Consider the following 17122-nt stretch of genomic DNA (forward strand, 5'->3'; position numbering starts at 1 on the left):
TTTTAGGTGGTGAAATCATGCGTTTTTTACATACAGCTGATTGGCATATCGGCAAAAAATTACATGGGTATGATTTATTAGAAGAGCAGACGGATGCGTTCAAGCAGATTCTGGCGATTGCTAAGGATGAACAAGTGGATGCTATAGTCATTGCAGGCGATTTATATGATCGATCGGTTCCCTCTGTTGAGGCGATCGAGGTTTTTAATCGAATGATCGTAGAGATGAATTTACAAGAAAAATTTCCAGTATTGGCGATTTCAGGCAATCATGACAGTAGTACTCGTTTAGAAACGGGTGGTCCATGGTTTATTCAATCGAATTTTCATTTGAATACGCGATTGGATCAGGCGTTTCAACCAGTGGAGATGGAAAATACTCAATTTTTCTTATTACCATATTTTGAACCAATTTCAGCTCGTTTATATTTTGATAACGAAGAAATTCGAACAATCGAACAAGCGATGAAAGAAGTAATCACCGCAATGGAGAAACAATTTAAACCAGATATGGCTCATGTTCTAGTCAGTCATTTTTTTGTAGCGGGTAGTGAAAAGTCTGATTCAGAAACAAAATTAATGGTGGGGGGCTTGGATACTGTGCCATTATCTTTGCTTGAATCATTCGACTATGTAGCATTAGGACACTTACATGGGAAAAATGCGTTACAAGCCGAAAATGCACGGTACAGCGGATCGCCATTAAAATTTTCTTTATCAGAAATGAATCAAAAAAAAGGGGTTTGGATCGTTGATACCCAAGTGGGTGAAACAGCATTTGAATTCAAAGAGATCCAGCCATTAAGAGATATTGTACAAATTGAAGGTAGCTTTAAAGAGTTGACCGCTCAACAGTTTTATGAGTCTTTCGATTGTGAAAATTATGTCCATATTCAACTAACGGATCGTGCAGTGATTCCTAATATGATGAATCAATTACGACAGATTTACCCGCGAGTGATCGGTGTCGAACGATTATTTGGAAGAGAGTTGCAACAGAAGAGAAATGAGACAAAAAAAGAAATCAAAGCTTTAGCGCCGACTGAGCTAGTAGGTCAGTTCTTTTCAGAAGTGACAGGAGAAGAATTGACGCAACAGCAGCGAGTTTGGATCAAAGACAATCTAGCAGAGCTTCACCAAGCAGAAAGAGGGAAATAAGTTGAAACCATTAACACTGACATTAAAAAACTTTGGCCCTTATATTGCTGAAACGATTCATTTTAACAAGTTTGAAGATTCTTCTTTATTTTTGATCAGCGGAAAGACTGGTTCAGGGAAAACGACGATTTTTGATGGCATGAGCTATGCTTTATTTGGTGAAAGTTCAGGAAAGTTACGGCAAGGAAAAGAGATGCGTTCAACATTTGCTGACCCATCAGAACCAACTGAAGTTCACTTGACTTTTTCTCATGGCGACTATTTTTATGAAATTACTAGAAAACCAGAACAAGAACTTTATAAAAAACGCGGTGACGGTACTCGAACGCAAAGTGCGAAGATTTCCTTGATCGTCAAAGATCGTTCTGGAAAGGAACTTAGAGAGTATACAAAGCGCCGTGAAGTCGACAGTTTTATCCAAGAACTACTGCACTTAGATGCAACTCAATTTGCTCAGATCGTACTTTTACCTCAAGGGGAGTTTAGAACCTTTTTGATTGCAAATAGTAACGACAAAGAAAAAGTTCTTCGAAATCTATTTGGTACCCAATTGTATCAAACGTTAAATGAACAACTGAAGGCACAATTAAAGACGGTCAATAAAGGGATTGAAACGACACAACAAATGATCCAAGCTAAATTAGATCAACTATATTGGCAGGAGCAATCTCAAGAAGAGCAAACTGTAGAACAACAATTAGCTGCCTTAGAGCTACAACAAGAAGCAATGCTCAAACAACAGGATATAGATAAATCAGCATTGACTGAATTACAAAGACAAAAACAACAAAAAGAACAAGAACAATTTTCTTTAGAAGAGTTAGCAAATGAGTTTACAAAACAAAGTCAGCTCAAAAAACAAAAAGAAGAGCTAGATCAAACTGCTGAGATGATAGAAAAATTACGAGCAGAAGTTCAGCAACTTCAATGGGTAAAAAATCATCAAGGCTTGATTGAAAAAATCGATGAAAAAGCTAAGTTGATTTCAATGTTTGAGCAAGAGCTAAAGAACAATCAATCCCAACAAGAAACACAATGTCAATTGATTCAGCAATTAGAAAAAACACAACAAGAAACTATTGAGCAATCAGCTGAAATGAACGCAGCCAAAGAACAAGCTACAAAGCTTCAATTTCAAATTCCTTTGTATGAAGAAAAAGACAAAGTTATACGCATGATCGAAACGAATCATTTGGAAATAGAAAACTTAACAACAAAACTAACAGAGGTAAAAGGAATACAAGACAACGCTGAACAATTGTACCAAAAAGAACTAGCTGTTATAGAAGGAACAGTCCAAATTGAAAAAGCACAATTGGAATTGGAACGACATCAAGAGCAATGGCTGACTTTTTTAGATAGTTGGAAGCAACAACAACAACTTGAAACAAAGAAAATAACGATTCTAGAACAATTGTCTATCACCGATGATGAACGAAAACAAGCCGAGAGTGAGAAAGAGCAAATTTATAAAAAAGTTGCTGACAAAAAAAGTCAATGGGCAAAGATGCAGATCAGTCGTTTGAGCTTATTTTTAGTTGAAGGTGATCCTTGTCCAGTGTGTGGTTCAGTTGAACATCCAAATCAAAACGAGCACCAAGAGTTTACGTTAGAGGAAGTTCAGTCTATCGAAACACAACTCAATGAAATTGAACTGATTGCTCAAAAACAAGAAGCAACGGTTGCAAAACTGCAAACCCAAGTCGCACAGACTAAACAGGCTGAACAAGAATTACTAAAAGAATTAGAACAGCAAAAAAATAAAGTCGAATCGTTATTCAAACTGTTACAGGATAAGCAAATCATCACATTAAAGGAAACTTTAACTGATAAAGACATCGACCTAGTGACAGCGAATTTTCAAACGGAAGCTGACAAACTTGAACATGAATTAGAACGAATAGAAGCGGCTAAGGAAAAAATTCTTGAGCTGGAAAATACAGTAAAAGAGCAACAATTAAAAGTGCTAGAACAAGAAAAGCTTGTCAATGAGAAACGTCTGGAACAAGCTGAAAGCCAAACCAAACTAAAAACAATTTCGGAACAATTGATGGATGGGCAACTTTCTTTAGTGGAAATAACAGATAAAAAACAACAACTTGAACAACAAATAATGCAGTGGCAAAGACAACAACAAGAAATCGAAGAACAATTAGCAAAAGTAAAAGAGAGTCAGTTGCTGTTAAAAAATAGTGAAGAACATCTCGCAAAGGATCAAGCAGCGAATTTAGCAGAAAAAATAGCATTAGAACAACAATTGGCTAAAGCTATACAAGAATCAAGTTTTGAATTAGACGGAAATGTTATGCGTGCTTTATTAAGGGAAGTACCTAGATTAGAAGCAATCAGTGAAGAACTAACGACGTTTGATAAGAAACAGGATCAACTGGCGTTTCAATTGACTGAACTAGAGAAAAAGCTAGAAAATAAAGAGCATCCAGAAACAAGCAATTTAATAGAGGAGATCGAACAATTGACTGTTTTACTTCAAACGAAAGAAGCAAATTATTATCAACAACAAGAAAAAATCCAATCCAATGAAAAAATTCAACAGCAAGTAAAAGAATTGATTGCTTCTGTGGAACATCAATGGGAAGAAGTAACTGCATTGCATCAATTGGCAACGACTATTAATGGCGACAATCAAAGGAAAACAAGTTTGGAAAGATATGTTTTGCAAACCTATTTAGAGGAAGTTTTAAAAGTAGCAAACCAGCGTCTAAGTTTACTTACAAATAATCGTTACCAATTTGAATTGAATCAAGATTCCGGAAGTTATAAAAATCAAACTGGACTTGAAATCAATGTGTATGATGATAATGCTGGAAATACGCGCAGTGCTCACACATTATCTGGTGGCGAAAGTTTTATTGCGGCATTAGCGTTGGCGTTGTCGTTAGCCGAAGTGATCCAGGAACAAGCTGGTGGTGTTTTGATTGAAGCCTTGTTTATTGATGAAGGATTTGGTTCTTTAGATGAAGAAGCCCTGGAAATGGCGATGGAGGCATTGGAAACAATCGAAAATGAAGGAAGAATGATCGGTATCATCAGTCATGTGAGTGAATTAAAAGCAAGAATTCCCCAACAACTACAAATCAAAACAAATGGAAATGGTCAAAGTCAAGTGACCTATCAAACGGCTTAGGCTTTAAATGAGGAGGTGAGAAAATGAAGTGGAGTATACCAGAACGAATCGTTGAGCGCGGTAGGGAATATATGAAAGAAGGCAGAGTTTTGTCAGTCGTGCAAGATCCTGAGAGAAAAATTTGGCATGCAGAAGTGCTAGGGAATGAACTTTATCGCATACAATTAGATGGAACTGCAAAAGAAAACGATATTTGTGAATGCCCATATTGGAAAGATCATGGCTATTGTAAGCATACAGTTGCAGTTGAATTGTATTTACGTCAAAAAGGAACTTCCCGAATCATAAAAGCAGACCAACCAGTCCAGTTTGAAAAACGAGCATTGTCTATTTCAGAGATGTTTACCAAAGGATTCGCTAAATTAAATCAATCTGAAGAAAAAAATAAGATCACGCCATTGACTGTTGAATATATCGTTGACGTTATAGAAACAAACAGTTATTATCCTGAGTTAGCTGTTTTAGGCGTTTCATTACGTCTCGGAAATCAAGGGGTCAAACCTAAAACTTATATTATTAAAAATATTGGTGAGTTCTTTCAGTCATTCCAAAAAGAAGGTACTTTCTTGATCAATAAACAGCATCACTTTGACTTAATGAAAGAAGCTTTTTCAATTGAAAATCAAGAATTATTAGAACAGTTGGCTGCAATTTATCAAACAAGTCAATTATTAGGCGCTAATGGGGTGCAAGTCAAAGGAAAAATGGACAAAAGGTATCTTGTTTTACCAATCGATCAAGGACGAGTGTTACTTGAAAAGATGAGTAGACTTCCTCATTTTCAACTAAACGATGAAGGGCAAAAGTATCGTCATCTTTCCTTTGTAGCGGGATCATTACCAATCTTTTTTGATATAAGTAAACAAAAAGATAATCAGTATAAGCTGGTGATCGATGACCAGATAACAACCTTTTTATCCCACTATCAGTGGGGATTCAGTAAAGATCAAGTCTATATTTTTTCACAGGAACAAGAAGCAATCTACACAACGTTATTACAGTTACTAAAACGAGTTGAAAAGCCTGAGATCATTTATGAAAAATCTGAGTTATCTGATCTATTTGGCGGGGTCATTCCCTTATTGAAAAAATTAGGAACAGTGAATGTCAGTACAGAAGTTGCTCAAGAAGTGGTCTATCATCAATTAGAAGCAATCTTTATTTTTCGGAAAATCAAAGGAATGATCAAAGTTCGTGTCGACTTTACTTATGGAGAAGTAATTTTTTCAACGGATCAAGAGCATTCAGTATCCTCTGGTGCCAATCAAGAAGTCGTTCGTGACGGTAAAAAAGAACAAGAAATTTTAGAGCAATTAACCGCGTTTGGTTATCAAAAAGTCACTGACGGATATGAAAAACCGCTACCTGCTGGTGAGCGTTTGTATTACTTTTTTAAAGCGGAAGTTCCGACATTCAGACGTCTAGGTGAAGTTCGAATGGGGAAAAAACTACGAGAACTCTATTTGGATGCTGCACATCATCAACCTCTGATCGAAGTGTCCGACTCTGATTCTTGGTTGGATGTACGTTTTGATATAACAGGTATAGCCGAACAGGAAATTGATGCTGTTTTGGCTAGTCTATTACGTAACGACCGTTTTTATACTTTGGAGACAGGAGAAGTTTTATCCCTAGACTCAGAAGAGTTTCAACAGACAAGTGAAGTTCTGACGATGTTGAGGAATAATATGAAAAACGTTCAGGGCACAATTCAAGTCCCGAGAAACCAAGGGTTAATGATCGAAAATATGCTGGAAAACAATACACGGGCTCATTTTTCGGATTCTTTTAAAGAAATGGTTTCAAATCTGACCCATCCAGAAAAATTTGAAGCACAATTACCTGAAAAAATCCAAGCAACGCTTAGAAGCTATCAAATCGATGGATTTAAATGGTTAAAAATGCTTAGCTATTATCAATTTGGCGGTATTTTAGCAGATGAAATGGGACTTGGAAAAACGCTTCAGACGATTACTTATTTATTATCTGAAAAAGAAGAACAAAAACAAACAGGAGCAGCGTTGATCGTTGCACCAGCTAGTTTGATTTATAACTGGGCAGCGGAATTGAAGAAATTTGCTCCAGATTTACAAGCCGAAGTCGTAGCTGGAAACAAATTAGAACGAGAAAAGCTTGCTAATCAAGAGAATTTAGATGTGTTGATTACATCATATGCTAGTCTTAGACAAGATATTGATATGTATCAAGCCTTGAATTTAGGCTACTTGATTTTAGATGAAGCACAAATGGTGAAAAATAGCGGAACGAAAACAGCACAAGCTTTAAAAAGTTTGAAGGTTCCTCAACGTTTTGCTCTAAGCGGTACGCCGATCGAAAACAATTTAGATGAGTTATGGTCGATTTTTCAGATGATCATACCAGGATTATTTCCATCGAAAACATTATTTAGATCAATGAAACCAGAAGAAATCGCTAAAATGATCCAGCCATTTATTTTAAGACGAGATAAGAAAACGGTATTGGCGGATTTACCTGACAAGATTGAAAGTAATCTGTACAGCGTTCTTACAGAGGAACAAAAAACAGTTTATTTAGCCTATCTGAAACAAATGCAAGAAGATGTTAGTCAAATGGATCAAGATGCATTTAAGAAGAATCGTTTGAGTATCTTGGCTGGATTGACTCGGCTGCGTCAGATTTGCTGTGATCCTAGTCTATTTATTGATGATTATACAGGCGGCTCTGGAAAACTGGAGCAAGTCAAAGATTTGTTGGTAGCAGCTAAAGAAAATAATCGACGAGTATTGCTTTTTTCTCAATTTACTAGTATGCTATCGATCATCGAAAAAGAATTAAATGAATTAGAGCTATCCACTTTCTATTTAAGAGGGAGCACCAAACCTAAAGAACGGATGGCTATGGCAGATGCATTCAATGCTGGCGAAAAAGATGTCTTTTTAATTTCATTGAAAGCTGGTGGAACTGGTTTGAACTTAACTGGTGCTGATACTGTGATTCTTTATGATTTATGGTGGAATCCAGCGGTGGAAGAGCAAGCTGCAGGACGTGCACATAGGATCGGTCAAAAAAATGTTGTAGAAGTGTGGCGGATGATTGCAGAGGGAACTGTTGAAGAGAAGATGGATTCTTTACAGCAGGAAAAACGCGAATTATTCCAAAAAGTGATTCAAGGAAATGAAGAACAGTTAGCAAAAATGACTGAAGATGATATTCGAATGATTTTAAGTATTGGAGAATAAAATTAAAAGTACGATTTATACTCAGAAAAACGCTGAGTATAAATCGTACTTTTTTACTATGAAAATAGCGATTGGATCGTAGGGAATAAATCCTCAAATGAAGTAACTTCTTTAATGTGATGAGCTTCTTCATCAGCAGGCATTTCTCTTAAACGATGATTAAACCAGAGCGATTTCCAGCCACCATTTTTAGCACCGGCAATATCGTTTTCAAAACTATCACCTACATATAAGGTACGTTCGCAGTCCATGCCAAACTCTTTAGCAGCAAGGTCAAAGATTTCCCTTTCTGGCTTTTGAAATCCAGTACTTTGAGAAATAATGATGTTATCAGTTGGAACCCAATTCTCTAACTGAAGTTGTTTGACCTTCTTGAATTGATGATCCGTAGGTCCATTTGTAATAATCCCCATAGGAATATTTTTCTCTTTTAAGTAATCAAACACTTTTTTTACTTCTGGATGCATGACAATATTATCTAGTTCATCTTCATATGTTTTTTGGAAAGTCAATCCATCTTCTTGTGAAACATTTGGATAATTCAGATCTTTTAATGATTCATTGATCCGATAAAAGCGCATATATTCCAGTGTCCATTCATTAGCCATGACCTTTGGAAAGGTTTCATCACTATGAAAACGGAAACGAATATATAATGCATGCATATCTTCAGCCTTCACACAAGGAAAGACTGAATTGATCGCGTTTCTAAAAGGTTGTTGCTGGTCATAAATCGTATCATCCACATCAAAAACAATGGTTTTCATTTAAACATTTGCACCCCTTAATTATTTTCAGAAAAAGTTTCAAAATCCTCTTTCATTGTAGCGAACTTTTTCACAAAAGAACAGAAAGAAATTGATTAGAATACTAACACGTAAGGGATAATAAAAAATAGAAAGACTGATTACTAATTGATCATCAATTAGTAAAAATAAATAATAGAAAGCAACGATATCATAGTCAGAAAGCGAATAAAAAAACATATTTTGATATTTTATTCTTCAAAAAAGTAACATCGATAGTAAATTTTTGAAGTGGTAAAAAAAAACTACATTTAGTATAATAAAAAACAGAAACACCGATCAGGCCTATCTTCCCCAAGACATAAGCTACTCATCGGTGTTTTTTATGATGTACATGTATACGTATAATTTACCAAATTGTTTTGGTCTTTTCAAGTGATTGACATAACAGTATATAGAGCTTCTCAAAATGTATAAAAAACCGGAGAGAATGTCTTCCCTCCAGTTTGACTATTAGTTGTTCAGTACTCAAATATCTGATTATTATTTTCTTTTTTTCGTATCCCCAATCACGAAGGTAGCACCAAATATAATTGATAATACAGACCAAAGATATAAATCATCATATCCGCCTGCTAGTAAGAAGGCGATGATCCCTCCTGCAATATAAAAGCCAGCAGCTACAAAACCGCCATTACCAGAAGAATTACGTGTTGCGATAGCAACAATTCCAGCCACTAATAAACAGATGGCTAAAAGCATGCCGGCACTTCCACCAACCTCACCATTATTATTAATACTGTTCCCTAATCCAGCAACGCAAGATTGAAATAAAACTAATAATGATAAAATAATACTGATAATGCCAATAACTAATTTTGCTGTTTTCACTTAAACACTCCTTAATTAATAATAAATAGTGGTTATAAAGTAAACGTATAACCTCATCTATAATATAGTTAAAATAACAATTTTTCAACCTGAAAATTCATTTGTGATCATTATATTTTTTTTATTTGTTTTTTTAGAATGAATAATTAGATTTTTGAAATAGTATTGATAGTATCTATTGCATTTTATTATAAAATTTTTAGACGAATCCTAGTTTTCAAACTTTGCATACTGTTGTTCATTTGCGTATAATGGACATAGTGTCAAGAGAAAGGGGAGTTTATGTTAAAACGTTTTTTTAGTTATTATAGACCATATAAGCACTTATTTATTTTGGATTTTGGTTGCGCCGTCCTAGCTGGTTTACTGGAATTATCATTTCCAGTTGTTGTAAATCAGGTGATTGATAAAATCATGCCTAAAGGAAACTTCCGATTAATCGGACTAGCTTGCGTGGGCCTGCTTTTATTTTATATACTCAACACTTTTTTACAATATATCGTGGTATTTTTTGGTCATAAATTAGGAGTAAATATTGAAACGGATATGCGTCGTGAACTATATGAGCACTTACAGACGCAGCCATTTGAATATTATGACAATCAAAAAACTGGGAAATTGATGAGTCGCTTAACGACAGATTTATTTGAAATATCTGAAGTTGCACATCATGGACCAGAGGATGTATTTATCACAGTGATGACTTTGGTTGGATCATTTTATTTGATGTTACGAATTCACGTGCAATTGGCTTTGGCAACGTTTATTGTATTACCTTTCATTACGGTTGCACTAGTCTTTTTCAATAAGAAGATGACAAAAGTCAATACTAAAATTTACGATAACCTCGGAGACTTTAACGCAGGCGTTGAAGCGTCTGTTAGTGGTATTCGGGTAACACAATCTTTTGCTAATGAACCTTTTGAACGTCAACGTTTTGAAGGATTGAATCAAGCGTACCGTCAGTCTAAGATTACCTTTTATAAAGTGATGGGAATTAGTTCTGCGTATAATTACTTTTTAATTCGGCTAATCAACTTGTTTGCATTGATTTTTGGTGCGTATTATACAATCAACGGTGAAATTACAGATGGACAATTTGTTGGATTTATTTTGCTGTCAAATGTTTTTGTTCGTCCCATCGAAAAAGTCAATAATATGATTGAAAGTTATCCAAAAGGAATTGCTGGGTTCAAACGTTTTACCGAAGAGATTGATAAGAAGCCCGCAATTCAAGATAAACTTGATGCAATATCTGTGGACCATTTACATGGCGATATCGTGTATAAGGACGTTTCATTTTCCTATGCGGATTCTACGAAAGTGTTAAATCATATCGATTTGCAGATTGTACCAGGCGAGACAGTAGCATTTGTAGGCCAAAGTGGTTCAGGAAAAACAACATTATGTAACTTACTACCAAGATTTTATGAAGTAACAGATGGACAAATTACCATTGACGATATCAATATTCAAGACATGACACTAGCTTCTTTGAGAAGTCAAATCGGTATTGTCCAACAAGATGTATTTTTATTTCCAGGAACAATTCGGGAAAATATTGCTTACGGAAAACTAGATGCGACTGAAGAAGAAATTCAAAAAGCCGTCCAGCTGGCTCATTTGGAAAAAGTAGTGGATCAAATGTCAGACGGTCTAGATACAATGATCGGTGAGCGGGGAGTAAAACTTTCTGGGGGACAAAAGCAACGAGTGGCAATTGCTCGAATGTTTCTAAAAAATCCGCCGATTTTGATTTTAGATGAAGCGACTTCTGCTCTAGATACAGAGACAGAACAAGTAATTCAAGAATCATTAAATTCTTTAGCCGAAGGTAGAACAACAATGATTATTGCTCATCGCTTAGCAACGATCAAACACGCAACACGGATCATTGTTGTTAGTGAATCAGGGATATTAGAACAAGGAACTCATGAAGAGCTACTTGAAAAAGGTGGACATTATCGTCGTTTGCACGATGCACAATTTAGAGATTAACAATAAAAAGCCAAGCTGGCCAGCTTGGCTTTTTATTAAGTTCTTTTACGTGGCTTTCTTCCTAAACCAATAGCATTCTTCATTCGTTGTAATGTTTTATTGGCAACAAGGCGAGCTTGCTCGGCTCCTCTATCAAGGATATCATCTAATTCTTCTGAAGCTAATAACTCATGGTAACGTTCTTGGATTGGACTTAGTAGATCGACAACTGCTTCAGCTAAATCTGTTTTGAATTCGCCATATCCTTTTCCTTCATAAGCTGCAACTATATCATCGATTGAGCGACCAGTAGAGGCAGAGAAGATACTTAATAAATTAGAGATGCCTGGTTTATTTTCTGGATCGTATTCAATGATACCTGTTGAATCAGTTACGGCTGACTTGATTTTTTTGCGGATGATACTTGGCTCATCCAACATAGAGATGAATCCTTTGGCATTTGAATCTGATTTACTCATTTTACTAGTTGGGTCTTGTAAGCTCATTACCCGACCGCCTTGTTCAGCGATTTTTACCTCTGGAAGAACCAAAATTTCTTGATTGGCTTGTCCATAACGTTTATTAAAACGCTCAACAAAATCCCGTGTCAATTCTAAATGCTGTTTTTGATCATCGCCGACAGGTACAAGATTTGCGTTGTACAAAACAATATCTCCTACCATTAAAGGGGGATAAGTCAACAGTCCCGCGCTAACGCCTGTCCGACCATTTTTTTGTGATTTATCTTTAAATTGAGTCATACGCTCTAATTCACCGATCGTTGTGTTGCATTGAATGATCCAAGCTGCTTCCGCATGAGCTGATACCTCAGATTGGATGAAAATCGTTGCTTTCTCAGGATCAAGACCTACAGCCAGATAAAGAGCTGCTAAACCACGCGTTTGTTGACGTAGTTTCAAAGGATCTTGAGGAACTGTGATCGCATGTTCATCAACTATACAAAAATAACAGTTATAGTGATTTTGTAATTCAATAAATTGTTTCATCGCACCAATGTAATTTCCGATTGTCGGAATACCACTAGGTTGGATGCCTGAAAAAATAGTTTCCATAAAGTAACCACCTTAATCAATTAATAAAAAGTCCTGATATCATTATACAGCTAAAAGAAAAAAAAAACAGGATTACATGGAAAAAATAAAATGTCAGAATTTTTAGACTAGTACAGTTGTAGCAGATTATTAAAGCTGTATTAGTTTTAAAGTTTTTGAAAACGTTATAATTTTATATTCAAAAAAGACGTCCTTTATTTTAATATTTAAAAAAAACACGTAAAATAACGAAAAACTACGTTTTTTTTTGAAAAAAGAGCTAGTATTTTAATTAGAAATTGGGTATACTTACATTAAATAGGAAAACAGAAAATTTTCCTGTTTCAAAAAAGTGATGAAAGTCACACAAAGGAGTGATGCACATGTTGACACTTTATACTTCCCCAAGTTGTACGTCCTGCCGTAAGGCTCGTGCATGGTTGCAAGAACACGAGATTCCATTCAAAGAAAGAAATATCTTCTCAGAACCATTGAATATTTCTGAATTGAAAGCAATTTTGCGAATGACAGAAGATGGAACAGAGGAGATTATCTCTACTCGTTCTAAGGTTTTCCAAAAACTTAATATGGATTTGGATGAACTTCCGTTGCAGGACTTGCTAGAGTTAGTAAAAGAGAATCCTGGATTGTTGCGTCGACCAATAATGATTGATGAAAAAAGATTACAGGTTGGTTTTAATGAGGATGAAATTCGACGTTTCTTGCCAAGAGGAGTTAGGCAACTGGAATTACGTCAAGCGCAATTGATGGCAGGTTTATAAAATGAAAAAAGGAGAACCTTTGTCCTTGTGACAAGGGTTTTCTTTTATATTGATCTCTACATAGTAAGTGGATTATCACTTTTTTTATAAATAATTATAGAAAAAGTACATATAAGTAGGTAGAACAAGATTTTAGGATTATACTAAGACAGCAGATTATTTAGGAATATTATTACTTTTCCCTTTACATTTGGCGTGATTCCGCTACAATGTACGTAAGAATAAGTTTCCTGATTAGCAAAAGTGAGGTGTAGCGACATGGAAATGGAACATATCAATGAAAATACCATACGTGTGTTGATTGGTAATGAAGATCTGGCTGACAGAGGGATCACTTTTTTAGATTTACTTGGCAACCACAAGGAAGTAGAAAATTTTTTCTATAGTATTTTAGAAGAAGTTGATGTGGAAGATGAATTTCAGGGCAGTGAAGCTGTTACCTTTCAGGTTCTGCCAAAAAGCGATGGTTTAGAACTATTTATTAGTAAGAATGCATCGATTGACGAAGTATCTAATTTTGAAGGCTTTAATGATTTAAATTCAGAAGAAGTCAGTAATATAATTCGTAAACAAATTGAAGAAGATTTTGCTGATGAGACACAGGAATTTGCTGATAATACGGTGAAAAATTTAGTGTTTGAGCTTAATGATTTTGACACAATGGTACAGCTAGCAAATGAAGTATTCTTACAGTCAGTAATAGCGAATTTATATACATTTAAAGGAACGTATTATCTCCAAGTAATATTCTTATTAGATGAGTTAGGAAAAGCTGATGTAGAAAATGAATTAGCTCAGTTGTTGGAATTTACTAATTTATCTACAGTTACACCAGAGACTTTGAATGAATACGGAACATGCATCATGGAACGTAATGCATTGGAATTAACAAGATATTACTTTGAATAAATTAAAGAACTGAAATAAAGCGATGATGCTTTGTTTCAGTTTTTTTGATGAACGTTTCTTTTTTTTGCGTACCTTAATTATGAGGTGAGTGATATGTTGAATGCCTATTCAAAAGACAACGATATTGTAACACTATTGCACTTATCAAGAGAAGAAATCGAAGAACTCAAAGATCAACTGTACTATTGCCCGGCATGTAATCATCCAGTTAGAATTAAGAATGGCAAAGTTAAGGTGCCGCATTTTTCTCATTACAATAACAGTACGTGCAGTATTTATTCTGAAGGTGAGACGATAGAACATTTAGCTTTGAAAGAAGTATTTGCTAAGTGGTGTGAGAAAGAATCTATTGAGTATGAACTAGAAAAATATCTACCAGAGTTGAATCAGCGCCCTGATCTTTTGATAGGAAAGTTAGCTTTAGAGATTCAGTGTAGTTCATTAAGCACACAGCGATTGGTCGAACGGACCAGAAATTATCAAAAACATGGCTATATTCCTGTTTGGATCTGCGGTAAAAAACTATTTTCTAAAGGGCAAAGCTTAAGCGAATTAGCTAAAAATTTGTGTTATTACTCTGCTGATATAGGTTTTTACTTATGGACTGCTGACTGGGAAATGGAAGAGTTGACCATCCATTTACACATCGAAGAAGATTGGAAAAAGAGAGTGTACTCTTTAACAAAAAGCTGGTCATTTTACAGTGATTATTTAGTAGAAATTCTAAATTTCCCAAATAAATCAAAAATTTACAGTCAAAGAAAATTTAAAATTGGAGAACTTATAGGCGAGTACCACTTAGATCTTAGCAAAAAATTATCTAGGCGGGATGGGCAAATAAGAACTATCCAAATGGAATTATATAACAATCGTTTCCATATTCTTCAATTACCGAATTGGTTTTATTATCCTGGTTTGCGTATTTTTTGTTGTAGAGGATCAGACTTACTATTAAAAGCTCGAATTTGGAAATGGGTACAGTTTTTTGATCAGAATGTTTTTGAGCATGTTGAATTGATTCATGTATTAAAAGCAGAATTGGAAAAATCGAAGGCGCTGTTTTATGAGTTGCCAAACATTCCTTACAAAGTAGTTCAACAGTATTGTTTGAATCAATTACTCACATATTTGATTGCTTGCAATCATTTAATTAAAATTGATGAAGGTTGGAAAGTTATTGTCGGAGTGAATGATCAAAAAATCGATAGTGTGAGGGAGTGGTTAAAGGGAATTGAAAATAATTGCCTAATCACTGCTACTCCTTTTAAAAATATGATAAGATAAAACAATGAGGAACAATTAAAAAAGGAGACGATGTTATGAGTGAAGCAAAACAATTACCAGAACGTTCGAGTTTACCAATAGAAAAAACATGGGATTTGACGAAAATATTTAAAGATGATCAGGCATTTGACGAGGCGTTTCAAGCCTTAACAGATGAATTAAAAAAAGTTGAACAATTCAAGGGTACCTTAGGAGAAAATAGCGATACATTTTTAAGCAGTATAGAAATGTTATTGAGTATTTACCGTAAAATCGAAGTCATTTATGTTTATGCACATTTAAAAAATGATCAAGATACAACCAATACAACATACCAAGCATTGTATGCTAGAGCAAGTGCTTTATTAGCTCAAGCAAGTGAAGCCGTGGCATGGTTTGAACCAGAGGTATTGTCCTTAAGCGATGACAAGATCTGGGGGTATTTCGCTGAAAATTCGAAATTAGAAGTATATCGTCATTTTATTGAAAATATCTTGAGTGATCGTCCGCATATCTTATCTGCTGAACAAGAAGCATTATTAGCTGGAGCTGGTGAGATTTTTGAAGCGTCTAGCAATACTTTTTCTATTTTGAATAATGCTGATTTGAAATTTCCAGTAATTGAAGATGAAAACGGTGAAAAAATCCAACTTACTCATGGTGTTTATGGTCAATTAATGGAAAATGTCCACAGAAATGTTCGGGAAGAAGCATTTAAAGGGTTATATACTGTTTATGATCAGTTCAAAAATACTTTTGCTCAAACGTTGAGTTCGCATGTTAAAGCACATAATTATAAAGCAAAAGTACGAAACTATTCATCTGCAAGAGAGGCAGCGTTAAGTAATAATCATATTCCTGAAAGCGTTTATGATACGTTGCTTGATGTGGTAAATCAAAATCTGCCTTTACTTCACCGTTACGTGTCTTTACGCAAACGTTTGTTAAAACTAGATGAACTTCATATGTATGATATGTATACACCGATCTTAGGTGAAGCTTCGATCAAATATTCTTACGAAGAAGCAAAAGAAAAAGCTATTACTGCTTTGAATCCAATGGGAGAAGAATATTTAAATATAGTGAAAACAGCTTTTGATGACCGCTGGATCGATGTTATCGAAAACCAAGGGAAACGTAGTGGCGCCTATTCATCTGGGGCATATGATACAGCTCCTTATATCTTAATGAACTGGCACGATAGTTTAGACCAATTGTACACATTGGTCCATGAGATGGGGCATAGTGTGCATAGCTACTTTACTCGAAATAACCAACCATATGTCTACGGTGATTACTCGATTTTCTTGGCTGAAATTGCTTCGACTACAAATGAAAATCTTTTAACAGAATATTTATTGGAAACAGAAACAGATCCTAGAATTCGTGCATATGTATTGAATCATTATTTGGATGGTTTTAAAGGAACTATTTTCCGACAAACACAATTTGCTGAATTCGAACATTTTATCCATACTGAAGATGCGAAAGGAACGCCATTAACCAGTGAATATTTAGGAGATTATTATGGCGAATTGAATCATAAGTACTATGGTCCAGAAGTGATGAAAGATCCTGAAATTTCCTTAGAATGGTCACGCATTCCTCATTTTTATTACAATTATTATGTTTATCAGTATGCGACAGGTTTTTCGGCAGCTTCAGCATTAGCCAATAAAATATTAGCGAATGAACCACTTGCTTTGGAAAATTATTTGACCTATTTGAAGTCAGGTAGTAGTGATTATCCAATAGAAGTAATGAAAAAAGCTGGGGTAGATATGACAAAACCTCAATATATAGAAGATGCTATGAAAGTTTTTGAAATGAGACTAGAAGAATTAGAAGCACTTGTTGCATCTTTAGAACAATAAAAAATATAAGAGACAGGGACTAAAGTTGATTTTTAGTCCCTGTCTCTTATAAATGAGGACAAAAAACAACTCCTTCAAAATAAATTGAAAGAGTTGTTTTTCATT

General features: G+C 35.0%; 11 protein-coding genes. 8 read left to right on the forward strand and 3 right to left on the reverse strand.

Annotated elements, in window-relative coordinates:
* Positions 1-17 precede the first annotated feature (17 nt).
* Genes A5821_RS17420 through A5821_RS17430 form a run of 3 tightly spaced genes read left to right on the forward strand, consistent with a single transcriptional unit; the run spans position 18 to position 7523 of the window.
* Positions 18-1157 (forward strand): exonuclease SbcCD subunit D, encoded by a 1140-nt coding sequence (locus A5821_RS17420; protein WP_086312211.1) that lies wholly within the window; start codon positions 18-20, stop codon positions 1155-1157.
* Position 1158: 1 nt separating this feature from the next.
* Positions 1159-4302 carry an AAA family ATPase gene (locus A5821_RS17425; protein ID WP_086312212.1) on the forward strand — a complete coding sequence of 1048 codons (3144 nt, stop codon included), beginning with the start codon at positions 1159-1161 and terminating at the stop codon, positions 4300-4302.
* A 23-nt stretch (positions 4303-4325) separates the two neighbouring features.
* The gene (locus A5821_RS17430; RefSeq protein WP_086312213.1) at positions 4326-7523 is read left to right on the forward strand and encodes a DEAD/DEAH box helicase; all 3198 of its coding nucleotides are present in this window, start codon (positions 4326-4328) and stop codon (positions 7521-7523) included.
* 56 nt (positions 7524-7579) lie between these two features.
* On the opposite strand, the gene A5821_RS17435 is transcribed toward A5821_RS17430, so the two are convergent.
* Positions 7580-8290 (reverse strand): HAD family hydrolase, encoded by a 711-nt coding sequence (locus A5821_RS17435; protein ID WP_086312214.1) that lies wholly within the window; start codon positions 8288-8290, stop codon positions 7580-7582.
* A gap of 522 nt (positions 8291-8812) precedes the next feature.
* The gene (locus A5821_RS17440; RefSeq protein WP_086312215.1) at positions 8813-9160 is read right to left on the reverse strand and encodes a hypothetical protein; all 348 of its coding nucleotides are present in this window, start codon (positions 9158-9160) and stop codon (positions 8813-8815) included.
* Between the two features lie 282 nt (positions 9161-9442).
* Here A5821_RS17440 and A5821_RS17445 point away from each other — a divergent pair, with 282 nt between their 5' ends.
* Positions 9443-11158, forward strand: coding sequence for an ABC transporter ATP-binding protein (locus A5821_RS17445; protein WP_086312216.1), 1716 nt, complete (start codon positions 9443-9445; stop codon positions 11156-11158).
* A gap of 35 nt (positions 11159-11193) precedes the next feature.
* On the opposite strand, the gene trpS is transcribed toward A5821_RS17445, so the two are convergent.
* A complete protein-coding gene (gene trpS, locus A5821_RS17450; RefSeq protein WP_086312217.1) occupies positions 11194-12210 on the reverse strand; it encodes a tryptophan--tRNA ligase in 1017 nt (338 codons plus the stop codon).
* 362 nt (positions 12211-12572) lie between these two features.
* On the opposite strand from trpS, the gene spxA reads away from it, so the two are divergent.
* The 4 genes from spxA (at position 12573) to pepF (ending at position 17017) form a co-directional block, all read left to right on the forward strand.
* Positions 12573-12971, forward strand: a complete 399-nt coding sequence (spxA, locus tag A5821_RS17455) for a transcriptional regulator SpxA (protein ID WP_010760718.1) — start codon at positions 12573-12575, stop codon at positions 12969-12971.
* 258 nt (positions 12972-13229) lie between these two features.
* Complete coding sequence (locus A5821_RS17460) at positions 13230-13880, forward strand: adaptor protein MecA (RefSeq protein WP_086312218.1); 651 nt, start codon at positions 13230-13232, stop codon at positions 13878-13880.
* 93 nt (positions 13881-13973) lie between these two features.
* On the forward strand, positions 13974-15164 hold the full coding sequence (locus A5821_RS17465; RefSeq protein WP_086312219.1) for a competence protein CoiA: 1191 nt from the start codon (positions 13974-13976) through the stop codon (positions 15162-15164).
* Between the two features lie 35 nt (positions 15165-15199).
* Positions 15200-17017 carry an oligoendopeptidase F gene (gene pepF / locus A5821_RS17470; protein WP_086312220.1) on the forward strand — a complete coding sequence of 606 codons (1818 nt, stop codon included), beginning with the start codon at positions 15200-15202 and terminating at the stop codon, positions 17015-17017.
* Positions 17018-17122 lie beyond the last annotated feature (105 nt).

The sequence above is a fragment of the Enterococcus sp. 7F3_DIV0205 genome (genome assembly GCF_002141365.2).
Taxonomy (GTDB): Bacteria; Bacillota; Bacilli; order Lactobacillales; family Enterococcaceae; genus Enterococcus_L; species Enterococcus_L palustris.